General features: G+C 50.9%; 24 protein-coding genes and 7 tRNA genes. 27 read left to right on the top strand and 4 right to left on the bottom strand.

The genetic code is table 11. The features are described 5' to 3' along the window. The first annotated feature begins 168 nt into the window (after positions 1-168). From C7452_RS01680 to sucC, 5 genes are read left to right on the top strand one after another with little or no spacing between them, the layout of a single operon-like run. On the top strand, positions 169-372 hold the full coding sequence (locus C7452_RS01680; protein WP_048175649.1) for a 4Fe-4S dicluster domain-containing protein: 204 nt from the start codon (positions 169-171) through the stop codon (positions 370-372). Further along, positions 365-1,495 (top strand): 2-oxoacid:acceptor oxidoreductase subunit alpha, encoded by a 1,131-nt coding sequence (locus tag C7452_RS01675; RefSeq protein WP_211305646.1) that lies wholly within the window; start codon positions 365-367, stop codon positions 1,493-1,495. Before C7452_RS01680 ends, C7452_RS01675 begins: the two co-directional genes overlap by 8 nt. Positions 1,496-1,505: 10 nt before the next feature. Further along, positions 1,506-2,366, top strand: a complete 861-nt coding sequence (gene korB, locus C7452_RS01670; RefSeq protein WP_115892013.1) for a 2-oxoglutarate synthase subunit KorB — start codon at positions 1,506-1,508, stop codon at positions 2,364-2,366. Position 2,367: 1 nt separating this feature from the next. Continuing rightward, positions 2,368-2,928 (top strand): 2-oxoacid:ferredoxin oxidoreductase subunit gamma, encoded by a 561-nt coding sequence (locus C7452_RS01665; RefSeq protein ID WP_173402634.1) that lies wholly within the window; start codon positions 2,368-2,370, stop codon positions 2,926-2,928. Beyond that, on the top strand, positions 2,925-4,025 hold the full coding sequence (gene sucC, locus C7452_RS01660; protein ID WP_115892012.1) for an ADP-forming succinate--CoA ligase subunit beta: 1,101 nt from the start codon (positions 2,925-2,927) through the stop codon (positions 4,023-4,025). Before C7452_RS01665 ends, sucC begins: the two co-directional genes overlap by 4 nt. A 112-nt stretch (positions 4,026-4,137) precedes the next feature. Here sucC and C7452_RS01655 read toward each other — a convergent pair whose 3' ends face one another. The 3 genes from C7452_RS01655 to twy1 all read right to left on the bottom strand — a co-directional run bounded on the left by C7452_RS01655 (position 4,138) and on the right by twy1 (position 7,232). After that, positions 4,138-5,223 (bottom strand): hypothetical protein, encoded by a 1,086-nt coding sequence (locus tag C7452_RS01655; RefSeq protein ID WP_010876668.1) that lies wholly within the window; start codon positions 5,221-5,223, stop codon positions 4,138-4,140. 162 nt (positions 5,224-5,385) lie between these two features. Next, positions 5,386-6,246 (bottom strand): DUF1002 domain-containing protein, encoded by an 861-nt coding sequence (locus C7452_RS01650; protein ID WP_048060958.1) that lies wholly within the window; start codon positions 6,244-6,246, stop codon positions 5,386-5,388. A gap of 74 nt (positions 6,247-6,320) precedes the next feature. Then, positions 6,321-7,232: a 4-demethylwyosine synthase TYW1 gene (gene twy1 / locus C7452_RS01645; RefSeq protein ID WP_115892501.1), complete on the bottom strand. Its 912-nt coding sequence runs from the start codon at positions 7,230-7,232 to the stop codon at positions 6,321-6,323. A 637-nt stretch (positions 7,233-7,869) separates the two neighbouring features. On the opposite strand from twy1, the gene C7452_RS01640 reads away from it, so the two are divergent. The 22 genes from C7452_RS01640 (at position 7,870) to C7452_RS01535 (ending at position 24,923) form a co-directional block, all read left to right on the top strand. Beyond that, positions 7,870-8,526, top strand: coding sequence for a transglutaminase domain-containing protein (locus C7452_RS01640; protein WP_115892011.1), 657 nt, complete (start codon positions 7,870-7,872; stop codon positions 8,524-8,526). A gap of 194 nt (positions 8,527-8,720) precedes the next feature. Continuing rightward, positions 8,721-9,410, top strand: coding sequence for a triose-phosphate isomerase (gene tpiA / locus C7452_RS01635; protein ID WP_115892010.1), 690 nt, complete (start codon positions 8,721-8,723; stop codon positions 9,408-9,410). Between the two features lie 11 nt (positions 9,411-9,421). Next, positions 9,422-10,642 carry a phosphoglycerate kinase gene (locus C7452_RS01630; protein ID WP_170130270.1) on the top strand — a complete coding sequence of 407 codons (1,221 nt, stop codon included), beginning with the start codon at positions 9,422-9,424 and terminating at the stop codon, positions 10,640-10,642. A gap of 40 nt (positions 10,643-10,682) precedes the next feature. After that, a tRNA-Thr gene (locus tag C7452_RS01625) sits at positions 10,683-10,756 on the top strand. Between the two features lie 7 nt (positions 10,757-10,763). After that, positions 10,764-10,838: transfer RNA gene (locus C7452_RS01620), tRNA-Pro, on the top strand. A gap of 44 nt (positions 10,839-10,882) precedes the next feature. Beyond that, positions 10,883-10,955: transfer RNA gene (locus tag C7452_RS01615), tRNA-Tyr, on the top strand. A 128-nt stretch (positions 10,956-11,083) separates the two neighbouring features. Continuing rightward, a tRNA-Asp gene (locus tag C7452_RS01610) sits at positions 11,084-11,155 on the top strand. An 8-nt stretch (positions 11,156-11,163) separates the two neighbouring features. Further along, positions 11,164-11,237, top strand: a tRNA-Lys gene (locus tag C7452_RS01605). Between the two features lie 42 nt (positions 11,238-11,279). Next, complete coding sequence (locus C7452_RS01600; protein ID WP_010876674.1) at positions 11,280-11,513, top strand: DNA-directed RNA polymerase subunit H; 234 nt, start codon at positions 11,280-11,282, stop codon at positions 11,511-11,513. Between the two features lie 58 nt (positions 11,514-11,571). Beyond that, positions 11,572-13,116 carry a DNA-directed RNA polymerase subunit B'' gene (locus tag C7452_RS01595; protein ID WP_115892008.1) on the top strand — a complete coding sequence of 515 codons (1,545 nt, stop codon included), beginning with the start codon at positions 11,572-11,574 and terminating at the stop codon, positions 13,114-13,116. Between the two features lie 22 nt (positions 13,117-13,138). Continuing rightward, positions 13,139-14,950 (top strand): DNA-directed RNA polymerase subunit B, encoded by a 1,812-nt coding sequence (gene rpoB / locus C7452_RS01590; protein WP_115892007.1) that lies wholly within the window; start codon positions 13,139-13,141, stop codon positions 14,948-14,950. 38 nt (positions 14,951-14,988) lie between these two features. After that, complete coding sequence (gene rpoA1, locus C7452_RS01585) at positions 14,989-17,601, top strand: DNA-directed RNA polymerase subunit A' (protein WP_115892006.1); 2,613 nt, start codon at positions 14,989-14,991, stop codon at positions 17,599-17,601. A 9-nt stretch (positions 17,602-17,610) separates the two neighbouring features. Further along, on the top strand, positions 17,611-18,966 hold the full coding sequence (gene rpoA2, locus C7452_RS01580) for a DNA-directed RNA polymerase subunit A'' (protein WP_115892005.1): 1,356 nt from the start codon (positions 17,611-17,613) through the stop codon (positions 18,964-18,966). Between the two features lie 10 nt (positions 18,967-18,976). Further along, positions 18,977-19,273 (top strand): 50S ribosomal protein L30e, encoded by a 297-nt coding sequence (locus C7452_RS01575; RefSeq protein WP_010876679.1) that lies wholly within the window; start codon positions 18,977-18,979, stop codon positions 19,271-19,273. A 6-nt stretch (positions 19,274-19,279) separates the two neighbouring features. Next, entirely contained in the window at positions 19,280-19,711 is a 432-nt protein-coding gene (locus C7452_RS01570) for a NusA-like transcription termination signal-binding factor (RefSeq protein ID WP_010876680.1), read from the top strand. Positions 19,712-19,732: 21 nt separating this feature from the next. Further along, entirely contained in the window at positions 19,733-20,158 is a 426-nt protein-coding gene (locus C7452_RS01565) for a 30S ribosomal protein S12 (RefSeq protein ID WP_048175660.1), read from the top strand. A 5-nt stretch (positions 20,159-20,163) separates the two neighbouring features. After that, entirely contained in the window at positions 20,164-20,724 is a 561-nt protein-coding gene (gene rpsG, locus C7452_RS01560) for a 30S ribosomal protein S7 (RefSeq protein WP_048175661.1), read from the top strand. A 17-nt stretch (positions 20,725-20,741) separates the two neighbouring features. Continuing rightward, entirely contained in the window at positions 20,742-22,934 is a 2,193-nt protein-coding gene (locus C7452_RS01555; protein WP_115892004.1) for an elongation factor EF-2, read from the top strand. 113 nt (positions 22,935-23,047) lie between these two features. Then, positions 23,048-24,289, top strand: a complete 1,242-nt coding sequence (gene tuf / locus C7452_RS01550) for a translation elongation factor EF-1 subunit alpha (RefSeq protein ID WP_010876684.1) — start codon at positions 23,048-23,050, stop codon at positions 24,287-24,289. A 34-nt stretch (positions 24,290-24,323) separates the two neighbouring features. Beyond that, positions 24,324-24,632, top strand: coding sequence for a 30S ribosomal protein S10 (gene rpsJ, locus C7452_RS01545; protein WP_010876685.1), 309 nt, complete (start codon positions 24,324-24,326; stop codon positions 24,630-24,632). Positions 24,633-24,713: 81 nt separating this feature from the next. Next, positions 24,714-24,798: transfer RNA gene (locus C7452_RS01540), tRNA-Ser, on the top strand. Between the two features lie 40 nt (positions 24,799-24,838). Then, positions 24,839-24,923, top strand: a tRNA-Ser gene (locus C7452_RS01535). A 57-nt stretch (positions 24,924-24,980) separates the two neighbouring features. Here the strand turns inward: C7452_RS01535 and mtrA are convergent. After that, the gene (gene mtrA / locus C7452_RS01530; RefSeq protein ID WP_170130269.1) at positions 24,981-25,523 is read right to left on the bottom strand and encodes a tetrahydromethanopterin S-methyltransferase subunit A; all 543 of its coding nucleotides are present in this window, start codon (positions 25,521-25,523) and stop codon (positions 24,981-24,983) included. Between the last annotated feature and the right edge of the window lie 20 nt (positions 25,524-25,543).

Genomic DNA, 25,543 nt, shown 5'->3' with positions numbered 1-25,543 from the left:
GAATATATACATCTTTACCCCGGGACTGACAGGGCATTTTGCTGAAAACCTCTGGTGAAGGAGACGCCAGTAATTTATTATAATCTGAGTTCTGAATAATATTATTCTTGATTAATTATTTAAATTCTGAAGGCAAAGCTAAGATAAGAACCACGATGGAAGATGACCATGATAAAGATAGATTCAGATCTCTGTAAGGGATGTGACATATGCAGAGAGTTCTGCCCCGAAGGGGTCTATGTTAGATCAGAGGAACTCAACAGGAAGGGTGTGCATGAGCCAGTCCCGGAAAATCTGGAAAAATGCACGGGATGCAAGCTCTGCATGCTCCTGTGTCCAGATCAGGCGATAGTGGTGTATGAAGATGACTGAGGAGTATTTTATCCAGGGAAACGATGCCTGCGCACGCGGAGCCATCAAGGCAGGGTGCAGGTTCTTCGCGGGTTACCCCATCACCCCATCAACCGAGATAGCAGAGGAAATGGCCCTACTCCTCCCCCGGGAGGGTGGTGTTTTTGTGCAGATGGAGGATGAGATAGGGGCCCTGGGGGCTGTTATAGGTGCTGTCTGGAGTGGCGTCAGGGGGATGACCGCCACATCAGGACCCGGTTTTTCCCTCATGCAGGAGCACGTGGGATACGCCGCCATGACAGAAACACCCCTAGTAATCGTGAATGTACAGAGGGGTTCCCCCTCCACAGGACAGCCCACAATGGCCTCCCAGAGCGATATGATGCAGGCCAGGTGGGGCTCCCACGGGGACTACGAGATCATAGCACTCTCCCCATCATCGGTGCAGGAGTGCTTCGATTTCACGGTCCGCGCCTTCAACCTTGCAGAGGAATACAGGGTCCCGGTGATGGTCATGGGCGATGAAATAGTGGGCCACATGAGGGAGAAGATAACCATCCCCGACCGTGTGAAGATCAGAAAAAGGAGAGGTCCCTCAGTTCCCCCAGAGGAGTTCCTTCCCTTCAGGGCCCCTGAGGATGGTGTCCCTGAGATGCCGGCCTTTGGTGATGGCTACAGGATACCCGTAACTGGACTGACACACGATGAGAGGGGTTACCCTGACGCATCAAACCCCGAGGGACACCACAGGCTGGTTAAGAGGCTCTGTGACAAGATACTCAGGCACAGGGACAGGATAACCGATGTCCGGGAGGAACTGACAGAGGATGCCGATATAACCGTTATCTCCTACGGAGCCCCCTCACGTTCAGTTGCAACGGCCGTCAGGATGGCCCGGAAGGATGGTGTCAGGGCAGGGTACCTGAAGATCAACACGCCGTGGCCCTTCCCTGAAACCGAAGTGAGGGCTGCCGCAGAGAGGTCCGGGAAGCTGCTTGTGGTTGAAATGAACCTCGGCCAGATGTTCTATGAGGTCCAGCGTGTTGCCGCTGGAATGGCTGAGGTTGAACTCCTCCCAAAGATTGGTGGGGAGATCCACAGGCCAGAGGAGATCCTCAACATGATCCTGAAGATGAACAGATAGGAGTGTTTAGATGGAAAAAAGAGAAAACCCTTACCTCAGGTATCTCAGAAGGGAGAGGCTTCCACACATATTCTGTGCAGGATGTGGTAATGGAATAGTCCTCAACAGCTTCTTCAAGGGCATGGAGATGGCCGGCATTGACTTTGATAACATTGCAATGGTCTCAGGCATAGGCTGCTCCTCAAGGATTCCAGGTTACGTTAACTGTGACTCACTCCACACAACCCATGGAAGGCCCATATCCTTTGCAACCGGTCTCAAGCTAGGGAACCCCTCACTTGACGTGGTTGTATTCACAGGGGATGGTGACGCCGCAGCCATAGGAGGTAACCACCTCATCCATGGTGCCAGGCGGAACATCGACATGACGGTGATCTGTATTAACAACAGCATATATGGGATGACAGGCGGTCAGATAAGCCCAACTTCCCCGGAGGGTAGCTATGGGAGCACCGCACCATATGGTGCTCTTGAGGATCCATTTGACCTTGCAGAGCTTGTAACCGCTGCCGGGGCAAGTTATGTGGCCCGATGGACCACCGCACATCCCCTCCAGCTTGCAAACTCCATAAAGAAGGGGCTGAAGAACAGGGGTTTCTCATTCATAGAGGCCATATCCCAGTGCCCCACCTACTTCGGGAGGAAAAACAGGATGCGCTCCCCGGTGGAGATGATGAGGTTCATGAAGGAGAACAGCCTTAACAGGAGGAAGGCCCTTAAGATGGAACCCGACGAGGTTGAGGGTAAAATCATAGTTGGAGAATTTGCAAACAGGCCACAGCCTGAACTCTGCGAAAAGATCTGCAGTATGGTTGATGAGAAGTCAGGCAGGGCCCTTGGTATGATCAGATCAGCTTACCGGGATGATTGAAGTGAGAAAGGAAATCAGAATAGCTGGATTCGGTGGACAGGGAGTTATACTTGCAGGCATAGTCCTTGGTAAGGCTGCAAGTCTCTATGATGGTCTATACGCTGTTCAGACCCAGTCCTATGGCCCTGAGGCCCGGGGAGGGGCTTCAAGGGCGGAGGTCGTGATAAGTGACCATGAGATAGACTACCCCAAGGTTCAGAGCCCGGATATACTCGTTGCAATGTCCCATCAGGCCCTCCTGACATACATGGACGACCTCAAAAGGGGAGGGACCCTCATAGTTGACCCTGATATGGTTGTTGAAGCTGAAATAGAGGATTTCATCAGGGCGCGGGAGGTTAAATACTTCAGGGCCCCCGCAACCAGAACAGCCGAGGAAAGGGTTGGCATAACCATAGTGGCCAACATGGTCATGATCGGGGCCCTCACCGAGGCAACAGGGATTGTGAGTGTCAGGGCCGCTGAGGAGGCCATAAAGGACAGCGTACCCCCAGGTACAGAGGAGAAGAACCTGATGGCATTCCAGGCCGGTCGCGAACTTATAATGGAGGGAAGCAGATGAAATTCTATGAGTACAGCGCCAAGGAGATATTCCGGGCTGAGGGTATAAGCACCCCCCGTGGAGGTGTTGCAGAGACCCCTGAAGAAGCTGAAAGGATAGCTGCGGAACTGGGGTGTGATGTTGCAGTTAAATCCCAGGTCCTTACAGGTGGAAGGGGAAAGGCAGGTGGTATAAGGTTCGCATCCCCCTCAGGTGTCGCTGAAGTTACCGGGGACCTCCTTTCCTCAGAGGTACGTGGTGAAACCGTTGAGAAGGTCCTCATAGAGGAGAAGATACCCATAGACCGGGAGCTCTACGTGAGTGCCGTCATTGACCGGACAGCGAAGATGCCCCTCATAATGGCCAGTGCCGAGGGAGGGGTTGATATAGAGGAACTGGCGGCCAGATCCCCCGAAAAGATCGTGCGCTACCACATCAACCCCCTCGATGAGTTTCTTCCCTATGAGGCCAGGGAGATTGCAAGGAAGATGGGTCTTGAAAGTGAACTGATACCCTCTGTCGGTGGAGTGATCTGGAAGTTATATCAGCTCTTCAGGAAGTACGATGCCAGGCTTGCAGAGATAAACCCCCTGGTCATCTCAGGGGACAGTGTCATCGCAGCAGACGCAAAGCTTGAGGTGGATGACGACTCCATTTACCGCCACAGGGAATTTATGGAAATGGAGGAGTATGAACCCGAGGAGTTTGCCTTTGTGAAGCTCGACGGAGATATTGCGGTTATAGGTAACGGTGCCGGGTTAACCCTCACCGCAATGGACCTCATAAAACTGAAGGGCGGGGAACCCGCCACATTCCTCGACATCGGTGGCGGTGCCTCAGAGGACGTCATAAGGAGGGCCCTTGACCTCGTCATATCCCATCCCTCAGTCCGGGTTGTATTCCTCAACGTCCTTGGCGGTATAACCAGGGCCGATGATGTTGCCAGGGGTGTTGTGAACGCCCTGAGGGATGCCAGAAGAGACGTGCCCCTTGTGATACGCCTTACCGGAACCAATGAGGAGGAGGGTCAGAGGATCCTGCGGGAGGCAGGAATCCCCTTTGAGACGTCCCTTGAGAGGGCTGCTGAGAAGGCCGTTGAGATAGCAAAAAACCTCTAAACCTCCAGCTCCCCTTCTCTTTTTTCTGGAAATAGAAAAAACCTCCAGCCAGCTTCCCTTTTTCTGTTTCCTTATAACAAACCCTGAAACGTCGGGTTAATGCACACCAGTATCAGGAGATTGTCCTCTTGATGGTGACGGTGTGGGCCATCACCAGGGCGGATATTATTATGTATGTGAGAAGGGCTGATGAGTTAAATGACCTGTTGAATATGAAGAGGCCCATCAGGCTCTGTGACAGGAATGCTGCAAGGGACCCTATAAGGAGGGCCTCCCGGCCAAGGTACATCCTGCTACCGTTGAGTCTCTGCTCCTGATACCTCCTGAGAACACTGAGCCCACAGAAGGTGACTATCATAACCCAGAAGAGGAGGAAGAGCAGCCCAAAGAAGCCCGCGTCAAAGGCCACCGCAAAGATCCCGGGTAGCATGTAGTCGATGTAGTCCTTCTTAACCACCAGAACCCCGTAGAATATGTGGTATGGAAGCCCCAGGTTCTGGATCATGGTGATGGGGAGGGTGATATATCCATCGGCGCCCCCCAGGCAGGCTGATTTCCAGTAACAGGAACCCTGCACATGTCCCCAGAAGGTCGTATTTTTAAGGACCAGTGAAAGGCTTGGAACCGTGTTCTCCTCAAGCCTTGTGATCCTCAGCATTGGACTCAGAACGCTCTTATTGAGGACCTTCGAGAGGAACTCCATGAGGGCGAAAGCTCCAGCACCGGCGAGGATGAATGATAGGACCGATTTTTTGGTTATCTTTGTGCTCCTCCTGAAACTCTTTGACATGAGGAGATAACCGAAGGCCCATCCCAGGAGCCAGAGCACCAGGAATGACCTGTGCATCAGCCCCCCGGAGATGGCTATTACAAAGAAGAGTAGAAGTGAAAGTTTCTTAACGGATGCTGATCCTATACCTGCCTCGGTGAGGAGGTTTGAGGATGCAACCATTGTAACCCAGAATAAAACCGCGAAGGGTCCGAAGGGGTGGGTGAATTCATGGTGTGATAGGAAGGGTAGCAGAAGAAAAGCTGCATCCAGTGAGAATATAAGTGCAAGTGCGACTGTCAGCACGGTCCCCAGGAACATCACAAGACTGAGGGGTGCCGCCACCACATTGAAGAGCAGAATTATGCCAACATGGATTATCACTGCAACTTCCAGGATGAACTGAAGGTTATTCTGAGCTATCAACATGATTAGGAGATATTGTAATAATCCTCAATATATATTATGGTCTGATGTGAAGACCGGTCACCGAAAAGGATGCCCCTGAATAAGGGGACCCCATGAACCACTCCAGGCTGGAAGGTATGCCACCACTAGAATCCCCTGGAACTCCGGCACTCTAAAAATAATCTATGGGGATGCAATCCCCATGATGTAGTTGTAGATGCTCTGGAGGAACGCATATATCTGGTCCAGTATACCTGATCCTCCAACCTGCTGGCTAACACCCTCCAGCCTCTGTTTAAATTCTGTGAGGCTTCCCTGGACCCTCTGGGATGCTGCAACCGAATCGGCAACCTGCTGGACCTGGGTCTCTGTGAGGTTGATGTTCATCTGCTGTGATACATCAACCACGACCCGCTGTATGTCAGCGGGGTCCTGGAGGTTCTGACTCTGGGTCCTGTTTTTGACCTCATCGAAGAGTTCAGCCACCCTATCCCCTGTGGCGTTTGTTTCGTTAACAAGCCTGCTCTGGAGGTATATCTCCTCAACAGATACCCTCTTGGCCTCCTCGGGTATCTGCTCTCCGACGGCGATCTCATATGATTTCAGGACCCCTGCAAGTGCAGCCTCCCCTGACGCAGGTACCGGTGAAGTCACTACTACGTAGCCACGATCTATCCCTGAGGACCTGAGGGCGCTTGCATACATCTCAGGTGTTACAACCCTTATCTTGCTGGTATCAACCGAGACCTTGATCCCGTCACTGTAGGAAAGGTCCACCATTGCACAGGACAGTATCTGCGATGGTGAGTACACACGGCCTGTGACGCCCCGTGAAACCTCGTTGACCTCTGATGCTGTTACAATCTTAATATCAGCACTCTGAAGGTCCTTATCTGTCTTTGCTTTGAAGTAGTCCATCACAGCGCTTTTGTATGATGGATTGCTGCTGGTGGCCTCCCCAAGTGTCACAGAGAACCCTGAAACTGCAAATACAGGGGCGGCCACAAGGAATGCAATTAGAATTAATGGAAGAATTTGCCTCATAATTACCACCTGTTTAATAATTATCGTGGATGAATTATTTAAGGGTGGTGTCTGGTCATCCAGAATCCGGCGCCCTAAGCCAGAAGAACAACCCTGCTCTCCCGTGATTCATCCACGATCTCCATCCCAGATGCAGCCGCAAGTTCTTCTGCAAATTCATGGACCTCATAGAAGAGGGGCATGTTCTCTATATCAAGGCGTCTTCTTGAGTAGCCTATGTACATGTAGGCCTTTACCTCAACAAAGTCGGGTCTGGCCCTCTCGATCATCCTGGCGAACCCCTCAGGATCCTTCATGTTAATATGCCTCACCGCCGTGATCCTGAGGACCTTCCTGCAGCTGAAGGATGGCATGAGTTCAAGTGAGCTGTTGAGGAGATCCCAGGCCCCTGATATCTGTGGCCTGCAGAGTTCCTTATAGGTGTCCCTGTCAGGGGCGTCCAGGGATATGTAGAGCTGTGTGGGTTCCTCTGCAAGTTTTTCAAGGTTCATGGGTGCCAGGCCATTGGTTACAAGGAATGTTGTGAAGTTTCTCCTGTGAAATTCCCTCAGGAGGCCATCCATGTCAGGGTAGAGCATTGGTTCCCCTGCAAGTGATATGGCAGCATTTGTTGGGTCCTGTGACTCCATCACCTTGATTTTATCTGCCCTCTCATTGCCGAGGTATCCACATAGCAGTTTCCTCTGTGCCTCTATGGCCCCATCAATTATATCTGCGGGTTCATCATGGGGGCCCTCCCATGCTGTCCCTGTTGATGAAAGGTCTCTCCAGCAGAAGAGGCATTTCTGCTGGCAGAATGGCACACTTGGAGACATCTGGAGGCATCTATGGCTCCTGATTCCATAGAATTTTTCCTTGTAGCATACTCCCTCATTGACTATGCTCTTCTTTGTCCAGAGGCAGGTTTTAACCGCTGAATGTCTGTGCTCTCCCACGAAGCGGTATCCCATCCTCTCCATTCTTCTCTGAGATTCTTCCAGGTACATGGCCAACCCATCTCTAACATTTTCTTCAGATGTTCTGCCCTTGATATGATTTCTGCAGCTACATTTAAATATATGCCCGCATGTCCTCTGAGTGGACATGGTGGTATGTCCTATTCAAACAATAGTGCCGGGACACGGGCAGCGGGGATTACATGAGCCCAGGTTAAGCCAGCTCACATGAGCCACATCAGCCAGAGAATTTATAATAATAAATTTAAAATAATTATTAAAAATGCTTTGTTTAAACTGTCTTATAATCCCCGGTTTTGTCATATAAGCTCTCTTAAAAGTCCATGATGGAATTGAATTCATTAAAATGTGCCTGGATGTGCTTGAAGTGCTGATTTAATTTAAAAGCTTTTCGGCTTTTTTAGGGTCCCATATTCCTTCTTTAGAAAAAATAAAACCTTTTAACGGAGTATTGGGGCGCCATTATCAATTCATGATCAGAATCCTCTGAATGCTGAAAAAAGCATTATATAAGCCTTTTTGTCTTATTCCGGAAACAAAGGTTTATATATAGTGGTGATGTGATTAAGGTTCATGGTAAGGTCGGCGGGTAGATCCTGCCATCAGTGGAGGCGGTAAGATTAAGAGACACTCGCGTTACCTCGCTCTACTTGCACTTGCAGTAGCAGTGAGTACCATACCCATCGGACAGCTGGAATTTCAGGATTCCAGTGGCGATAAGATAACAGCAAAGTCCACATCCCTGCCAAAGGTTGATGCAGCATCCAAGTACAAAAAGTACAAGAGATACAGCAAGGTCCATGCTTCCAAGGGTACCGTGAAGAAAACCTACCGGACAAAGACAAAAAAGAAGTACACGTACCGGACAAAGGCTGCCTATAAGACAAAGACAAAGAAGAAATACAGGAGCCGTGCTACCTACAGGACAACCTCAAGAAAAGCATACACCCGGGCTGTAAGCTCTGATGAGCTTAACAATCTGGAGGGTGATGAGGGCCTTGAGAGGCTTGCATCATACATTAACAGGAACCTGAATCACAGATCAGGCGGCCCACACACAGCTGAAGGCGTTGAAAAGACAGGCTACGGGGACTGCTGGGGACTCTCTGACTGGTCTGCCAGGAAACTTGCAGCAAACGGCTACAAGGTGAAGGTCGTGCAGGGTGCCACCTCGGCATCATCAAGACACCGATGGCTTCACGTGTATTCAGAGGGCAGATGGACAAGCTTTGAACCGTCACTGGTAACCAAGCGTTACGGTAGTAAACATTATACTGCAACCTGCGGTCGCGCAACAAGCGTTGTGAAGACCTACAACATGTAGTATAATGTTTACAATTTAATTTTTCACTGTTTTGCCATCATCTAATAGCTTTATGCATGTAACCCTATTCTGTGGGGATGCACCGGATATTAACAGACAAATTCATTCACAAACCCCCTTCAAGAACTCCCGCACGGATGTCACAGCATATTTTATAATACACCTCAACCATACTATGAGATATCCCATTAATCATGCTGGAGGATTTGGAGTTGAAGGACACACCCATCGTCATACTGAATTTTAAAACATACCTCGAATCAACAGGTGAGAGAGCCCTCGAACTTGCATCAATATGCCAGGATGTCGCAGATGAGACCGGTGTTAACATGGCTGTGGCACCGCAGCACATGGACCTCCACCGGGTGAGTGAGGCTGTGGAAATACAGGTACTGGCACAGCACATAGACCCCGTTGATGCTGGTGGACACACAGGGAGCGTCCTTGCAGAGTGCGCCAGGGACTCAGGTGCAGATGGTACCCTCATAAACCATTCAGAGAAGAGGATGCAGCTTGCAGACATCGAATGGGTGGTATCAAGGATGAGGGAACTTGAGATGATGTCCGTGGTATGCACAAACAATGTCATGACCACGGCTGCTGCTGCCGCCCTGGGACCGGACTTCGTGGCGGTTGAACCCCCTGAACTCATAGGATCCGGGATACCTGTGTCAAAGGCCGAACCTGAGGTTATAACAGGAAGTGTTGATGCTGTGAAGAAGGTGAACCCTGAGGTCAGTGTACTCTGCGGCGCCGGAATATCCACAGGAGACGACATGAAGGCTGCTGTTGACCTGGGGGCCGAGGGTGTTCTTCTTGCATCAGGTATCATCCTGGCTGACAGCCCACGGGATGCCCTTCTGGATCTTGTAAGTAAGGTTTGATGGTGATCCAGGTGTCCTTTAAATTTAAAACCATGGATGACATTGAAGTCACAGGAAAGACGGTCCTTGTCCGCGTGGACATAAATTCCCCTGTGGACCCCAATGATGGTACCATACTCGATGATACAAGGATGAGGCTCCATGCAGAGACCCTAAGGGAACTTGCAGATAGGGGTGCCAGGACAGTTGTGATGGCCCACCAGAGCAGGCCGGGAAAGAATGACTTCACAACACTGGAACAGCATGCCAGGGCACTTTCAGATATACTGGGGAGGCCCGTCAGGTATGTTGAGGACATATTCGGATCCGCTGCAAGGGAGAGCATCTCAGGACTGGAGGATGGTGAGATAATCCTCCTTGAGAACGTTCGCTTCTACTCCGAGGAGGTGCTCAAGAGGGACCCTGAGGAGCAGGCAGAGACCCACCTTGTTAGAAAGCTGGCGCCACTCCTGGACTACTTTATCAACGACGCCTTCGCGGCAGCCCACAGGTCCCAGCCCTCCCTTGTTGGCTTCGCCCTCAGGGTACCGTCAGCTGCGGGTCGTGTAATGGAAAGGGAACTTCGAACACTTCAGGGTGCCCTTGAAAATGTTGAAAGGCCCTGTGTCTATGTGCTCGGCGGGGTGAAGGTTGATGACTCCATCATGGTCATGAAGAACGTCCTTGAAAACGGTAGCGCAGATCTTGTGCTGACAACGGGCCTTGTTGCCAACATATTCCTTGCGGGATGCGGGGTTAAGATAGGTAAGGTAAACATGGACTTCATCAAGAGCAGGGGATACTGTGACTTCATCAAGGTGGCGAAGAAACTGAAGAAGCGCTTCCCTGAAAGGATACTTGTACCTGTGGATGTGGCTGTATGCAGGGAGGGCAAGAGGGTTGATGTTCCTGTGAAAAAGATACCCAACCATCCGATACAGGATATCGGAATGGAAACCATAAAGCTCTATGCCAGGAGGATACGTGAGGCAAGGACCCTCTTTGCCAATGGCCCTGCGGGTGTATTCGAGAACCCTGATTTCAGCATAGGAACCGAGGACATACTGAATGCAATATCCTCTTCAGAGGGTTTCTCAATAATTGGCGGGGGTCACCTGGCTGCTGCAGCTGTGAAGATGGGCTTTGAGGACAGCATAAACCATATCAGCAGTGGTGGCGGTGCCAGCATAAGTTTACTTGCGGGGGAGGAGCTTCCAGCGGTCAGGGTGCTTGAGGAATCCAGGCACCCCTAACCACAAACTATATAAATAAGTAGTTACTAACATTGGAAATGCCTCGGTAGCTCAGTCTGGTGGAGCGCGAGACTTGTAATCTCGTGGTCGCGGGTTCAATTCCCGTCCGGGGCTTCAGAAAGGGACCATAGGGTAGCTTGGTCGATCCTTTGGGCTTTGGGAGCCTGAGACCCCGGTTCAAATCCGGGTGGTCCCATCCACAAAGCTTAAATATACATCATGTCCAATGATGTATATCAACCCGCCTTAGCTCAATTGGCAGAGCATCGGACTGTAGATCCGAGGGTTGCTGGTTCAAGTCCGGCAGGCGGGACTCCACCAATGGTGTGAAAGCTTTAAATACCAGAAAAATATAACTCATAGCATGCATGTCATACAGCAATGGAAAAGTATATAAGCAGGTAACAAGAGAACAATGAAATGCTCTCATTCTAGAGACCTGCCCTGGTGGTGTAGGGGCTATCATGCGGGCCTGTCGAGCCCGCGACTCGGGTTCAATTCCCGGCCAGGGCGTTTCCTGAGGGCCCGTAGCTCAGTCTGGCAGAGCGCTTGGCTTTTAACCAAGTGGTCGCGGGTTCAATTCCCGTCGGGCCCGCTATCTAATTTTACGGTGACTTTTTATCTGGAGGACTGAATTGTGAAGAGGGAGATCTTGAAACACCAGCTGGTTCCGGAACACGTGATTTTGAATGAATCTGAAGCAAAGAGGGTGCTGAAAGAACTCGATGCGCATCCAGAACAGCTTCCAAAAATAAAAACAACAGACCCTGTGGCCAAGGCCATAGGCGCTAAAAGGGGGGATATAGTGAAAATAATTCGTAAAAGTCCGACTGCAGAGGAATTCGTAACCTACAGGCTTGTTCAGGACTAGTTTTTAAGATCAACGGTGCAGGATCATTTCATCATCTAATTTGTTTTGGAGGAAGTCCATGAAAAAAAGTGCATGGGGATTGGTAGACGCGTTTTTTGATAAATACGACCTGGTGGACCACCACATCCATTCATATAACGACTTCGTAAGTAACCGCATACAGGAAATAATAGATACAAGCGAACCCATTGAACTGGAACAGGGAAAGTACCGGGTTGAAACAGGAAAGGTGAGCATAGAGAAGCCCTTCATCAAGGAGGCTGACGGCTCAAAGAGCAAGATATATCCCACAGAGGCCCGGCTAAGAAACCTCACCTACTCAGCCCACATGAGCCTGGAGATGAGGCTCCTCAAGGAGGGTGGCCCTGAAACAGAATTCGAAAAGGTATACATCGGTGAGCTGCCGGTGATGCTGAAATCTGAGATATGCCACCTCCATGGCCTCAGCAGGAAGGAACTGATGGAGAAGGGAGAGGACCCTGCAGACCCTGGAGGCTACTTCATTGTTAACGGATCAGAGAGATCCATAGTCACAATGGAGGAGATAGCCCCAAACAAGATAATCCTTGAAAGAATCGGTGAAGAGGATGAAAACAGGGCTCGGGCGATAGTAACATCCATAAGGAGCGGATTCAGGGCCAGAATATCCCTCGAGTACCGTAAGCCAAGGAAGACCGGTGTTTTCCTGCGTATATCCTTCCCCTACGTTCCAGGGGAAATCCCACTTGTCATACTCCTGAGGGCCCTTGGACTTGCAACCGACCAGGAAATCATCACAAGCATATCAGACGACTTCAACTACCAGATGATAGCTGCAGACGATATACAGGTCTCCCTTGACAAGCTCAACCTCAACAAAAAGGAGATGGAGGAGCTTGACGAAGAGGATAGGAGGGAGTACCTCATAAGGAGCGCCATAAAGTACATCGGTAACCGCGTCGCCAAGGGGATGACCGAGGAATACCGTATAAAAAGGGCTGAAGACGTCATAGATCGATACCTCCTGCCCCATATAGGAACAGAACCTGAGAAGAGGCTGGAGAAGGCAACATACCTTGCTGAGATGACCGAGATGCTACTGCAGGTCATATCAGGGGAGCGCAAACCCCACGACAAGGACCACTACACGAACAAGAGGCTCAGGGTTTCAGGCGACCTCATGGAGGACCTCCTGAGGGTGGCCTTCACAAGTCTTAGCAGGGATATGAGTTACCAGCTTGAGAGGAGCCTTGCAAGGGGTAAGGAGCCGTCCGTCAAGCAGGCTGTGAGATCAGATGTGCTTACAGAGAACCTCAAACACGCAATTGCAACCGGTAACCGGGTTGGTGGAAGGGCAGGTGTGAGCCAGCTGCTGGACCGGACAAGTTACATGGGTACACTCTCCCACATGAGGAGAGTCGTTTCACCCCTCAGCAGAAGCCAGCCCCACTTCGAGGCAAGGGACCTTCACCCGACACAGTTCGGTAAGATCTGTCCAAACGAAACCCCTGAGGGTCCAAACTGTGGTCTTGTTAAGAACCTCGCCCTGCTGGCAAAGATATCCGAGGGCTCAGATGCCAGTGAGGTTGAGGAGGTCATTAAAAAAATGGGGGTTGTGAACTAATTTTCCACCGGGAGGCTGTTAAGTGAGTAAAACCAAAATTTACATTAACGGGAAGCTTATAGGGACCTGTGAAAACCCTGAAGAATTTGTTGATGAGATGCGGAAAAAGAGGAGATCCGGAGAAGTCTCCCCTGAAATGAACATAACCCATTACCCTGAAAACCATGAGATTTACATATTCACAGACCCTGGAAGGGCCAGGAGGCCCCTGATCATAGTTGAGGACGGAGAACCTCTCCTCACAGAAGAACACCTTGAAAGGCTTGAAGCAGGGGAAATGTCATGGGACGACCTCATAGCCGCGGGAATAATAGAGTACCTGGACGCAGAGGAGGAGGAAAACGCCTACATAGCCATGAGCCCTGATGAAATCAATGATGAACACACCCACCTCGAAATAGATCCTTCCACGATGCTCGGTATCTGCGCAGGTATCATCCCCTTTGCAAACCACAACTCCTCACCGAGGAACACCATGGAGGCGGGGATGACCAAGCAGGCCCTGGGTCTATACGCATCAAACTATGACCTGAGGACAGATACACGTGCACATCTCCTCCACCACCCCCAGGTCCCCATAGTCAAGACAAGGATAATAGATGTGACAGGCTACGATGAAAGACCATCAGGTCAGAACTTCGTTGTTGCGGTAATGTCCTATGAGGGCTACAACATGGAGGACGCCCTCATACTCAACAAGGCATCCCTTGAGAGGGGCCTTGCAAGGTCATCATTCTTCAGATCCTATGAGGCAGCCGAGAGGAGATACCCCGGTGGTCAGGAGGACCGCTTCGAGATACCTGAGAAGGGTGTCAGGGGCTACAGGTCAGAGAGCGATTACAGACACCTCGATGAGGACGGTATAATAAACCCTGAGGCAGAGGTCTCATCCGGTGACGTCCTGATAGGTAAAACATCACCACCACGTTTCCTTGAAGAGATAGATGAATTCGGGACCGTGGCAGAGCGAAGAAGAGAAACATCAGTAACCGTGAGACATGGTGAAAAGGGTATAGTGGACGCCGTTCTCCTTACAGAAACTGTCGAAGGTAGCAGACTCGCCAAGATCAGGGTCAGGGAACAGAGACAGCCCGAGCTAGGTGATAAATTCGCCTCAAGACACGGTCAGAAGGGGGTTGTCGGCCTCATAGTATCCCAGGAGGACATGCCCTTCACCGAGGACGGAATAGTGCCCGACCTCATAGTCAACCCCCACGCCATACCATCAAGGATGTCAGTGGGGCAGGTCCTGGAGATGCTGGCGGGTAAGGCTGCCTGCATGGAGGGCCGCCGGGTGGATGGAACACCATTCACAGGAGAGCACGAGGATGACATAAAGGAGGCCCTCAGGGCAAACGGATTTGAAAGTGCAGGTGTTGAATCACTCTACAACGGTATAACCGGTGAGAGGATAGAGGCTGAGATATTCATTGGAGTGGCCTACTACCAGAAACTGCACCACATGACAACAGACAAGGTGTATGCACGATCCAGGGGTCCGGTCCAGGTCCTCACAAGACAGCCAACAGAGGGGAGGGCCAGGGAAGGAGGTCTCAGATTCGGTGAAATGGAAAGGGACTGTCTCATCGCACATGGAGCAGCCCTCGCCCTTAAGGAGAGGCTCCTTGATGAATCAGACAAGTATGAGGCACTCGTATGTGCAGACTGTGGTATGATAGCAGTCTATGACAAGATAAGGGACAAGAAATACTGTCCAATATGTGAGGACTCAGAATCATTCCCTGTGGAAGTATCATACGCCTTCAAATTACTCCTCGACGAACTCAAGAGTCTCTGTATCTTCCCGAAACTCATACTGGAAGATAAGGCATGATAATGAATTTAAGGGAATAAAAAAAAGGAGAGAATACCTTGAGAGGAATTTTAAAGAAAATTTCCCAGATAAACTTTGGCCTCATGTCCCCCGAGGATATCAGGAAGATGTCCGTCGCCCAGATCGTCACCCCGGACACCTACGACGAGGACGGGTACCCCATAGAGAACGGGCTCATGGATCCCAGGCTCGGTGTGATAGACCCCAGCCTCCGCTGCAGGACCTGCGGCGCCAAGGGAGGGGAGTGCCCGGGCCACTTCGGGAGCATAAACCTTGCAAGGCCAGTCATACACGTGGGATTCGCAGACACCATACACAAAATCCTGCGGTCAACCTGCAGAAAATGTGGGAGGGTCCTCCTCACCGAGACTGAAATCGAGGAATACCGTCAGAGGATCCTGGACGCCATGGAGAAGGAGGAAAGCCTCACCCCCATAATAAAGGAGATATACACAGAGGCGCGCCGCGATAAGTGTCCCCACTGTGAGGAGGAACAGGAGGAGATCAAACTCGACAAGCCCGTCTCAATCGTCGAGGGAGACTACAAGCTCACACCCAGTGAGGTGAGGGAGCGTCTTGAGAGGATAAGCGATGACGACGCCCTCATCCTCGGTGTCAACCCAGAGGTTGCAAGGCCAGAATGGATGGTCCTGACAGTCCTCCCGGTCCCCCCGGTCACGGTGAGGCCCTCAATCACCCTCGAAACCGGTGAAAGGTCAGAGGACGACCTGACCCATAAACTGGTCGATATACTCAGGATAAACCAGCGCCTCAAGGAGAACATGGAGGCAGGGGCTCCCCAGCTGATCGTGGAGGACCTCTGGGAACTGCTACAGTACCATGTGACCACCTACTTCGACAATGAGGCCTCAGGTGTCCCCCCTGCAAGGCACCGATCCGGAAGACCCCTCAAGACCCTGGCCCAGAGGCTCAAGGGCAAGGAGGGACGTTTCAGGAGCAACCTTTCAGGTAAGAGGGTTAACTTCTCTGCCCGTACCGTCATCTCCCCGGACCCCAACATCAGCATAAACGAGGTGGGTGTCCCTGAAATCATAGCCAGGGAGGTCACCGTACCTGTCTACGTCACAGAATGGAACCTGGACCGTATGAGGGAGTACATAGAAAACGGGCCAGACGTCCACCCGGGAGCCAACTACGTCATAAGACCCGACGGACGCAAGATAAGGATCTACAACGAGACCAAGGAGGTCGTCCTTGAGAACCTCAAACCCGGATACATAGTTGAGAGACACCTCAAGGATGGTGACATCGTACTGTTCAACCGTCAGCCATCCCTCCACAGGATGTCCATGATGGCCCACCAGGTCCGTGTACTGCCCTACAAGACCTTCCGCCTCAACCTGTGTGTCTGCCCACCCTACAACGCCGACTTTGACGGTGACGAGATGAACATGCACGTGTTCCAGACCGAGGAATCCAGAGCAGAGGCCAAGACCCTCATGCGTGTCCAGGAACACATACTATCACCCAGATTCGGTGGGCCCATAATAGGTGGTATACATGACCATATATCAGGCGCCTACCTCCTCACAAGGAAGAGTGCGGTCTTCAGTGAGGAGAAGGTCTTCCAGATCCTCAAGAAGGCAGGACTGCCACTTCCAGACAGAAGAGGACGTGACTGGACCGGTAAGGAGATCTTCAGCATGGTCCTCCCAGACGACCTCAACATGGTCTACCGGGCCGAGGTCTGCAGGAAATGCGAGGAATGCCTTGAAATGGAATGTGAAAACGACGCCTACGTTGTGATAGAAAACGGTCAGCTGATCTCAGGGGTCATCGACGAGAAGGCCTACGGTGCCTTCGCCGGTAAGATCCTCGACCATATCGTCAAGGAGTACGGCACCGACGCCGCAAGGGAATTCCTTGACTCAGCAACCAAGCTCGCCATCGCAGGTATAATGCACGCGGGTTTCACCACAAGTACCAACGATGAGGAGATCCCTGAGGAGGCACGTGAGCGGATAGAGGCCCACCTGCGGAACGCAGAGGCACGGGTGGACCAGCTCATTGAGGCCTATGAGAACGGTGAACTCGAACCGCTACCCGGAAGGAGCCTCGAGGAGACCCTGGAGATGAAGATAATGCAGGTCCTCGGTGAAGCAAGGGACAAGTCAGGGGAAATCGCAGAGAGCTACTTCGACATGGACGAGAACCATGCCGTCATAATGGCACTGACCGGTGCAAGGGGTTCAATGCTCAACCTCACCCAGATAACAGCCTGTGTGGGGCAGCAGTCCGTCAGGGGTGGCCGTATCAGCAGGGGATATGATAACAGGACACTCCCACACTTCAAGAAGGGAGAACTCGGTGCAAAATCCCGTGGATTCGTACACTCAAGTTACAAGGAGGGCCTTGACCCGATAGAATTCTTCTTCCACGCCATGGGGGGAAGAGAGGGTCTCGTTGATACAGCCATCCGTACAGCCCAGAGCGGTTACATGCAGAGGCGTCTCGTAAACGCCCTCCAGGACCTCACAGTCGATGAGGACGGCAGGGTCGTTGATAACAGGGGCGTGATAATACAGAACCGCTTCGGTGAGGACGGCGTTGATCCGGCCAAGAGCGACTACGGAAAGATAGTGGACCTTGACAAACTCGTAGAGGAGATAAGGCTCAAGTCAAAGGGGTAAGGTGATTCTGTGCAGGACATTATAGGGAAGATAGAGGATTACTCCTCAAAGAACGGGATCCTTCTCCCGGATCCCGTGGTGGAATATGTGGCCCGGATTGCCGATGAGGAGAAGCTGAAGGATGCTGAACTCCAGGAGATGGTGAGGCTCTTCAGCAGAATAGCCGAAAGAAACCAGGGCCTTGATGGCGATGAACTCCTGGATGCGGTGGAGGATGACTACCAGCGGATACTCAAGGTTCAGGAGCTTGTCAAACGGAAGAGGGCCAAGTTCCCCCCGAAACTCATTGAGGACATAGCTGAGGTCGTGAAGAAGCATGAACTCAGTGACGATGAACTGGATGAGCTCATAAGAAGGGTCAGGAGAGCCTATGACCGGGCCCGGGTTGAGGCCGGTGAGGCCGTTGGGACGGTGGCAGCCCAGTCAGTGGGTGAACCCGGTACCCAGATGACAATGCGTACCTTCCACTATGCAGGTGTGGCAGAGCTCAACGTTACACTGGGTCTTCCAAGGCTCATAGAGATCGTTGACGCCCGGAAGAAGATATCCACACCAACCATGAGCATCTACTTCGAGGGGGACCTCAGGTACGATGAGGAATTCGTGCGAAGGAAGGCCAACAAGATAGGTAAGAGCACCCTGAACGATGTGCTTAAAAATTTCAGCATCCAGTACGCTGACATGTCAGTTGTTGCTGAACTGGATGAGGAGAAGATCCAGGAGAAGCACCTTGAATATGATGAGATACTGGCCAAGGTGGAAAAAACTTTTAAGAAAGTAGAAATAGATAACAACATACTGAGATTTGAACCCCCGAAGCCCACCATAAGGGAGCTCAGGTTACTCGCAGATAAGGTGAGGAAACTCCAGATAAGCGGGGTAAAAAACATAGGAAAGGTGGTTATCCGTAAAGAGGATGATGAATGGGTAATCCATACTGAGGGTTCAAACCTTGGAGCTGTTCTTAAAGAAGAGGGTGTGGATAAGGTCCGGACCACGACCAACGATATACATGAGATAGAGACAGTTCTGGGCATAGAGGCTGCCAGAAACGCAATAATACACGAAGCAAAGAGGACCATGGAGGAACAGGGGCTCACAGTTGACATAAGGCACATAATGCTCGTTGCAGATATGATGACCGCTGATGGCTCTGTCAAGTCCATTGGAAGGCACGGTATCAGTGGTGAAAAGGCCAGTGTTCTTGCAAGGGCTTCTTTTGAGGAAACCGGTAAGCACCTTCTGAGAGCAAGTATCAGGGGCGAGGTGGACCACCTCACCGGTATCATAGAGAACATTATTATAGGGCAACCTATACCCCTGGGTACAGGTTCCGTTAGTGTTGTGATGAAAGAAAGAAAATAGGAGGCAGTAGATGGACATAGATAGAGGAATACGAGTCGCTGTAGATACTGGTAATGTTATCCTTGGATCAAAGAGGACTATTCAGAGCCTCAAACTGGGTAAGGGTAAACTGGTGGTGATGGCCAGCAACATTCCAGAGGACCTCAAGGAGGACATAGAATACTATGCGAAGCTATCAGAGATCCCGGTGTACACCCATGAAGGCACCAGTGTTGAACTGGGCTCTGTCTGCGGTAAACCATTCACCGTGGGGGCCCTCTTAATCCAGGATCCAGGTGATTCAACAATACTGGAAATGGTGGGGTAGGTTGCTGTGACTATCAAATTTACCACAAATGAGATAAGGTACATTGCACTCTTTGAGAGCATGACCGGTGCAATGGTGAAGGACTGCATCGTGGATGATGAAAACGGCAGGGTAACCTTCCTTGTCAAGAAGGGTGATATGGGTCTGGCCATAGGTAAAAAGGGAAGCACGGTTGCCAAGGTCCAGAAGGCCCTTGATAAGGGTGTTGAAGTAATAGAACACTCAAACGACCCCGTGGAGTTCATAAAGAACCTCATGGCACCAGCCAAGGTCAGGAGTATCAGGATACTCCAGAAGGAAAACGGTGAAAAGATAGCCACAGTTGAAACAGACCCGAAGAACAAGAGAATCGCCATTGGACGTGGCGGACAGAACATTGAGAGGGCCAGGCTTCTGGCCAGAAGACAGCACAACATAAGCAATATTATAATAAAATAATTTTTACAGGAGGAATCTTATTTGCCAGGACTTTTCGCAGCAAAGAAACTTAAAAGCAAGAGGCAGAACTTCAGATGGAAGGACACACACTACAAGAGGAGATCACTGCGCCTCGACGTTAAGGCGGACCCCCTCGAGGGAGCACCCCAGGCCAGGGGTATAGTGATCGAGAAGGTTGGTATAGAGGCAAAACAGCCGAACTCAGCCATAAGGAAATGTGTCAGGGTCCAGCTCATAAAGAACGGAAAACAGATCACAGCCTTCGCACCTGGCGACGGCGCCATTGGTTTTATCGATGAACACGATGAGGTTGTTGTTGAGGGCATAGGTGGACCTTCAGGAAGGTCCATGGGTGACATACCCGGTGTCAGGTGGAAGGTGACGAAGGTCAACAACGTATCCCTGCAGGAAATGGTTAAAGGGAAAATAGAAAAACCTGTGAGGTAATCCTTATGAGTTTAGTTTTTGATAAATGGGAACTGGACGAGGTCAAGGTTGAGGACATGGGCCTCGCCAAGTACATCTGCCTTGACAGTATCCTGGTCCCGCACACAATGGGAAGACACGTCAAGAGACAGTTCGCAAAGTCAAAGGTCTCCATTGTTGAGAGGCTCATAAACAAGGTGATGAGGACAGAAAGGAACTCAGGTAAAAAGAACAAGGCCTACAAGATAGTGCAGAAAGCCTTTGAAATCATAAACAGGAGGACCAAGGAGAACCCTGTTCAGATCCTTGTTAAGGCCGTTGAAAACACCTCACCAAGGGAGGAGACCACGAGGATCAAGTACGGTGGTATAGGATACCAGGTCGCAGTTGACATCTCCCCCCAGAGGAGGGTGGACCTTTCACTCGGATTCATAACCAAGGGCGCCATGCAGGCAGCATTCAAGAACAAGAAATCCATAGAGGAGTGCCTTGCAAATGAGATAATGCTGGCTGCAGAGTACGACACAAGAAGCTTCGCGATACAGAAGAAGGAAGAGAAAGAAAGGATAGCCAGATCCGCACATTAAACTTACAGGTGGTTTTAGTGAGCAGACGTGCAAAAATGATTAGTAAGATTAAGGAGCTCATGTACCAGCCAGAGTACATCCGTAACATAGGTATAGTGGCGCACATTGACCATGGAAAAACAACACTCTCAGACAACCTCCTGGCTGGTGCAGGGATGATCTCCGCTGAACTGGCAGGGGATCAGCGCTTCCTTGACTTCGACGAACAGGAACAGGCAAGGGGTATCACCATTGACGCTGCAAACGTCTCAATGGTCCACTCCTACGAGGGAAAGGAATACCTCATAAACCTCATCGACACCCCGGGTCACGTTGACTTCGGTGGGGACGTTACAAGGGCCATGAGGGCCGTGGACGGTGCAGTTGTTGTCGTATGCGCCGTTGAGGGCATAATGCCCCAGACAGAAACAGTGCTAAGGCAGGCCCTCAAGGAAAATGTGAGGCCCGTCCTATTCATCAACAAGGTTGACAGGCTCATAAACGAACTGAAACTGGACGCCGGTGAACTCCAGGAGAGGTTCGTGAAGATCATAGCTAATGCAAACAAACTCATCAAGAACATGGCCCCTGAGGAGTTCAGGGATAAATGGCAGGTCCGTGTTGAGGATGGAAGTGTTGCCTTCGGTTCAGCCTACCACAACTGGGCCATAAACGTCCCGATAATGCAGGAGACCGGCATAAACTTCAACGACATCTACAAGTACTGCACAGAGGACAACCAGAAGGAACTGGCCCAGAAGGTGCCACTTCACCAGGTCCTCCTGGGAATGGTTGTTGAACACCTGCCAAGCCCTGCCCAGTCCCAGGCATACAGGGTTCCAATAATATGGTCAGGGGACCTTGAAAGTGAAGAGGGACAGGCCATGCTCAAAACAGACCCTGAAGGTCCCCTGGCAGTGATGGTAACCGATGTGAGCATAGACAAACATGCAGGAGAAGTCGCCACCGGAAGGGTCTACGGCGGAACAATAGAGAAGGGAAGCGAGGTCTTCCTTGTGGGTTCCCACAGCAAGGCACGTGTCCAGCAGGTCGGTGTCTACATGGGACCAGAGAGGGTTAACACCGACAAGGTCCCGGCAGGTAACATCGTGGCCATAACCGGTGCCAAGAATGCAGTTGCAGGTGAAACAATCTGCGACACCGGCAGGAAGATAAAGGCCTTCGAGGGCCTTGAACACATCTCCGAACCTGTGGTTACAGTTGCAGTTGAGGCCAAGAACACCAAGGACCTCCCAAAACTCATAGAGGTGCTCAGACAGGTGGGTAAGGAGGACCCAACCGTAAGGGTTGAGATAAACGAGGAGACCGGTGAACACCTCATCTCAGGTATGGGTGAACTCCACCTTGAGATCATAGCCTACAGGATCAACGAGAAGGGTGTTGAGATAGAGACATCCGAACCAATAGTCGTCTACAGGGAGACCGTTGCAGGTACCGCAGGACCAGTTGAGGGTAAATCACCCAACAAACACAACCGCTTCTACATAGAAATTGAACCGGTTGAAGCATCAGTGATGCAGGCGATACAGGAAGGTAAGATAAAGGAGGGCCGTGTCAAGGGCAAGGAGATGGCCAAGAACTTCATTGAGGCAGGTATGGACAAAGAGGAGGCCAGAAGGGTCTGGGATGTCTATGAAAAGAACCTCTTCATCAACATGACCCGTGGTATCCAGTACCTCGATGAGATCAAGGAACTCCTCATGGATGGATTTGAGAGTGCAATGGACAACGGTCCAGTCGCCAAGGAGAAGGTCATGGGGGTTAAGATAAAACTCATGGACGCCAAGATCCACGAGGACGCTGTCCACAGGGGTCCCGCACAGGTACTTCCAGCCATAAGGAAGGGTATCTTCGGTGCCATGATGTCTGCGGAGCCAGTGCTCCTTGAACCCATACAGAAGGTATTCATCAACGTGCCACAGGATTACATGGGAAGCGCAACACGTGAGATACAGAACAGGCGCGGACAGATCGTCAACATGACCCAGGAGGGTGACATGGTAACCGTTGAATCCACTGTACCGGTGGCAGAGATGTTCGGATTCGCAGGTGATATCAGGTCAGCCACCGAGGGACGATGTCTCTGGTCAACAGAGAACGCTGGATTCGAGAGACTTCCAAATGAACTGCAGCACACCATAACAAGGGAGGTAAGGACCAGGAAGGGTCTCAGTCCTGAACCTTACAGGGCAGACCACTACCTGGGTTAACCCCATTAAACTTATATAATTAAAAAGAATATAGGAAATTACCTTAGACAAACAGCATGCCCATTTGCTGGATCTAAAAAATCAGGCTAAACCATCATATATGGAGGTATATTATGGCTAAAGAAAAAGAACACATGAACCTGGCGTTTATTGGACACGTAGACCACGGAAAATCCACACTAGTGGGACACCTGCTCCTGCAGGCCGGAGCAATCGCCGAGCAGCAGTTAGCTGAAGGTGAGGACAAGTTCAGGTTTGTCATGGACAGGCTCTCCGAGGAAAGGGAAAGGGGAGTTACAATCGACCTTGCACACGCCAAATTCGAAACAGACAAGTACGAGTTCACAATCGTGGACTGCCCTGGACACCGTGACTTCGTTAAAAACATGATCACAGGTGCGTCTCAGGCAGACGCAGCAGTCCTTGTTGTCGCAGTGGACGACGGTGTAATGCCTCAGACCAAGGAACACGTGTTCCTATCAAGGACACTTGGTATAAACCAGCTCATAGTCGCCATCAACAAGATGGACCTCGTCAACTACGACGAAGAGAAATTCAACGCCCTCAAGGATGAGGTTGCAGCCCTCATCAAAACAGTGGGTTACAAGCCAAGCGACGTTGAATTCATCCCACTCTCCGCCTTTGAAGGGGACAACATAACATCAAAGAGCGAAAACACCCCATGGTACAAGGGTAAAACACTCGTTGAAGCCCTCGACGACCTTGAAGCACCTGAAAAACCTGTGGACCTTCCACTGAGGATACCTATACAGGACGTCTACTCCATCACAGGTGTCGGTACAGTCCCAGTGGGACGTGTCGAGACCGGTGTCCTCAAGAAGGGTGAAAACGTCATATTCGAACCAGCAGGTGTAAGTGGAGAGGTTAAATCAATCGAAATGCACCACGAAATGATCGAACAGGCAGAACCCGGTGACAACATAGGTTTCAACGTCAGGGGTGTCGGTAAAAACGACATCAGAAGGGGAGACGTTGCAGGACACCTTGACAACCCACCAAAGGTTGCCAAAGAGTTCACAGCACAGATCGTTGTTCTCCAGCACCCTGGTGTCATAACAGTGGGTTACACACCTGTATTCCACTGCCACACAGCACAGGTTGCCTGTACCTTCCTTGAACTGGTGCAGAAAATGAACCCTGCAACAGGTCAGGTGGAAGAGGAAAACCCTGACTTCCTGAAAACAGGTAACGCTGCTGTTGTGAAGGTCAAACCAACCAAGCCACTGGTCATCGAGAAGATAAAGGACATCCCACACATGGGAAGATTCGCCATAAGGGACATGGGACAGACAGTGGCTGCTGGAATGTGCATAGACCTCGTACCAGCAAAATAAACCCACCTCTTCCCTTTTTTACAGGAGGATTTAAATGCACAAAGCAAGGATTAAACTGACAGGGACAGACCCTGAAAAACTGGCATACGTCTGTGACCAGCTCAAGAAGATTGCTGAAAGGACAGGCGTGGACATGTCAGGCCCAATCCCCCTCCCAACAAAGAGGCTCGTGGTTCCAACAAGGAAATCCCCGGATGGTGAGGGAACCGCTACCTGGGAGAAATGGGAGATGAGGATCCACAAGAGGCTTGTGGGTATAGAGGCCGATGAAAGGGCCATGCGTCAGGTCATGAAGGTCAATGTGCCTGACAATGTCAGCATTGAAATTGAACTCAAAAGTTAACTGGGGTGTAAACCCCTCTAACTAAATTCACCACCAAAAACTATATAAATAAGAGTTTATCAATCTCTTTTATCTGATACTGCCGGGATAGCCTAGCCAGGTAAGGCGCGGGACTTGAGATCCCGTGGAGATTCTCTCCGCCTGGGTTCAAATCCCAGTCCCGGCGCTTAAAAAAACTTTTTTCTGAACTGAAATCTAACTGTTCTGCCGGGATAGCCTAGCCAGGTAAGGCGCAAGACTGGAAATCTTGTGGAGCTTTGCTCCTCCTGGGTTCAAATCCCAGTCCCGGCGTGAAAATAGGAGGAAGTGACCGCCTTCCGGTGGCGGTCAGACCCTTAAAAAAAATAATCAGGTGTTTTCTTCTGAATCCCCTTTTCCTATCTCTGGAACCTTTAAAATGAGGGGTTCCTCTTCCATTGCACCGGAGTCATGAACCACACATTCCTGGATCCTTGCAGCTATTGAATCTGGATCCTCAACATCAACCATGTCCACCAGTTCAACCTGTCTCCGGAACCTTTCTATGGCCTCCTCCGGCATGTTCTCAATGTAGGGTATTGCACCGGTTGCACCGATGATTCTCCCTGTTTCCAGATCTACACCATTGCTGTGGAGGGCCTTCATGGTCTGCCCTGTGATGTGCCCCATTACCTCTGCACCGCATACAATGAGGAAGCGCAGGTTGGGGTTTGCAATAACGTTCCCAACAACCTTCTCTATTCCAAGGTTCTCTGTGTGAAGTGGACCTGAAATTGCAGCGCCCGCCTTCACGGGATCATCTTCCATGTGTGACCCGAGGGTGACAACCGCAACCGGGCTTTCTTCATCGCCAACCACATAGTCCCCAACTATGTGTGGCCAGTCTTCAGGTACGGGTTTCTTTTCAACCATAAGAAACACCTCTTTAACCG

The organism is Methanothermobacter defluvii (assembly GCF_003385755.1).
Lineage (GTDB): Archaea > Methanobacteriota > Methanobacteria > Methanobacteriales > Methanothermobacteraceae > Methanothermobacter > Methanothermobacter thermautotrophicus.
The sequence above is the reverse complement of the archived record's forward strand: the minus strand, read 5'-3'. Positions and strand labels throughout refer to the sequence as shown.

Excerpts from the sequence above, each read along its gene's own strand:
- C7452_RS01680 (WP_048175649.1), top strand. The coding sequence starts at position 169 with ATGATAAAGATAGATTCAGATCTCTGTAAGGGATGTGACATATGCAGA.
- C7452_RS01675 (WP_211305646.1), top strand. The coding sequence starts at position 365 with ATGACTGAGGAGTATTTTATCCAGGGAAACGATGCCTGCGCACGCGGA.
- tpiA (WP_115892010.1), top strand. The coding sequence starts at position 8,721 with ATGCTGGAGGATTTGGAGTTGAAGGACACACCCATCGTCATACTGAAT.
- tuf (WP_010876684.1), top strand. The coding sequence starts at position 23,048 with ATGGCTAAAGAAAAAGAACACATGAACCTGGCGTTTATTGGACACGTA.
- twy1 (WP_115892501.1), bottom strand. The coding sequence starts at position 7,232 with ATGTACCTGGAAGAATCTCAGAGAAGAATGGAGAGGATGGGATACCGC.
- rpsG (WP_048175661.1), top strand. The coding sequence starts at position 20,164 with ATGAGTTTAGTTTTTGATAAATGGGAACTGGACGAGGTCAAGGTTGAG.
- C7452_RS01595 (WP_115892008.1), top strand. The coding sequence starts at position 11,572 with ATGAAAAAAAGTGCATGGGGATTGGTAGACGCGTTTTTTGATAAATAC.
- mtrA (WP_170130269.1), bottom strand. The coding sequence starts at position 25,523 with ATGGTTGAAAAGAAACCCGTACCTGAAGACTGGCCACACATAGTTGGG.
- rpsJ (WP_010876685.1), top strand. The coding sequence starts at position 24,324 with ATGCACAAAGCAAGGATTAAACTGACAGGGACAGACCCTGAAAAACTG.
- C7452_RS01575 (WP_010876679.1), top strand. The coding sequence starts at position 18,977 with ATGGACATAGATAGAGGAATACGAGTCGCTGTAGATACTGGTAATGTT.
- C7452_RS01650 (WP_048060958.1), bottom strand. The coding sequence starts at position 6,246 with ATGAGGCAAATTCTTCCATTAATTCTAATTGCATTCCTTGTGGCCGCC.
- C7452_RS01655 (WP_010876668.1), bottom strand. The coding sequence starts at position 5,223 with ATGTTGATAGCTCAGAATAACCTTCAGTTCATCCTGGAAGTTGCAGTG.
- korB (WP_115892013.1), top strand. The coding sequence starts at position 1,506 with ATGGAAAAAAGAGAAAACCCTTACCTCAGGTATCTCAGAAGGGAGAGG.
- sucC (WP_115892012.1), top strand. The coding sequence starts at position 2,925 with ATGAAATTCTATGAGTACAGCGCCAAGGAGATATTCCGGGCTGAGGGT.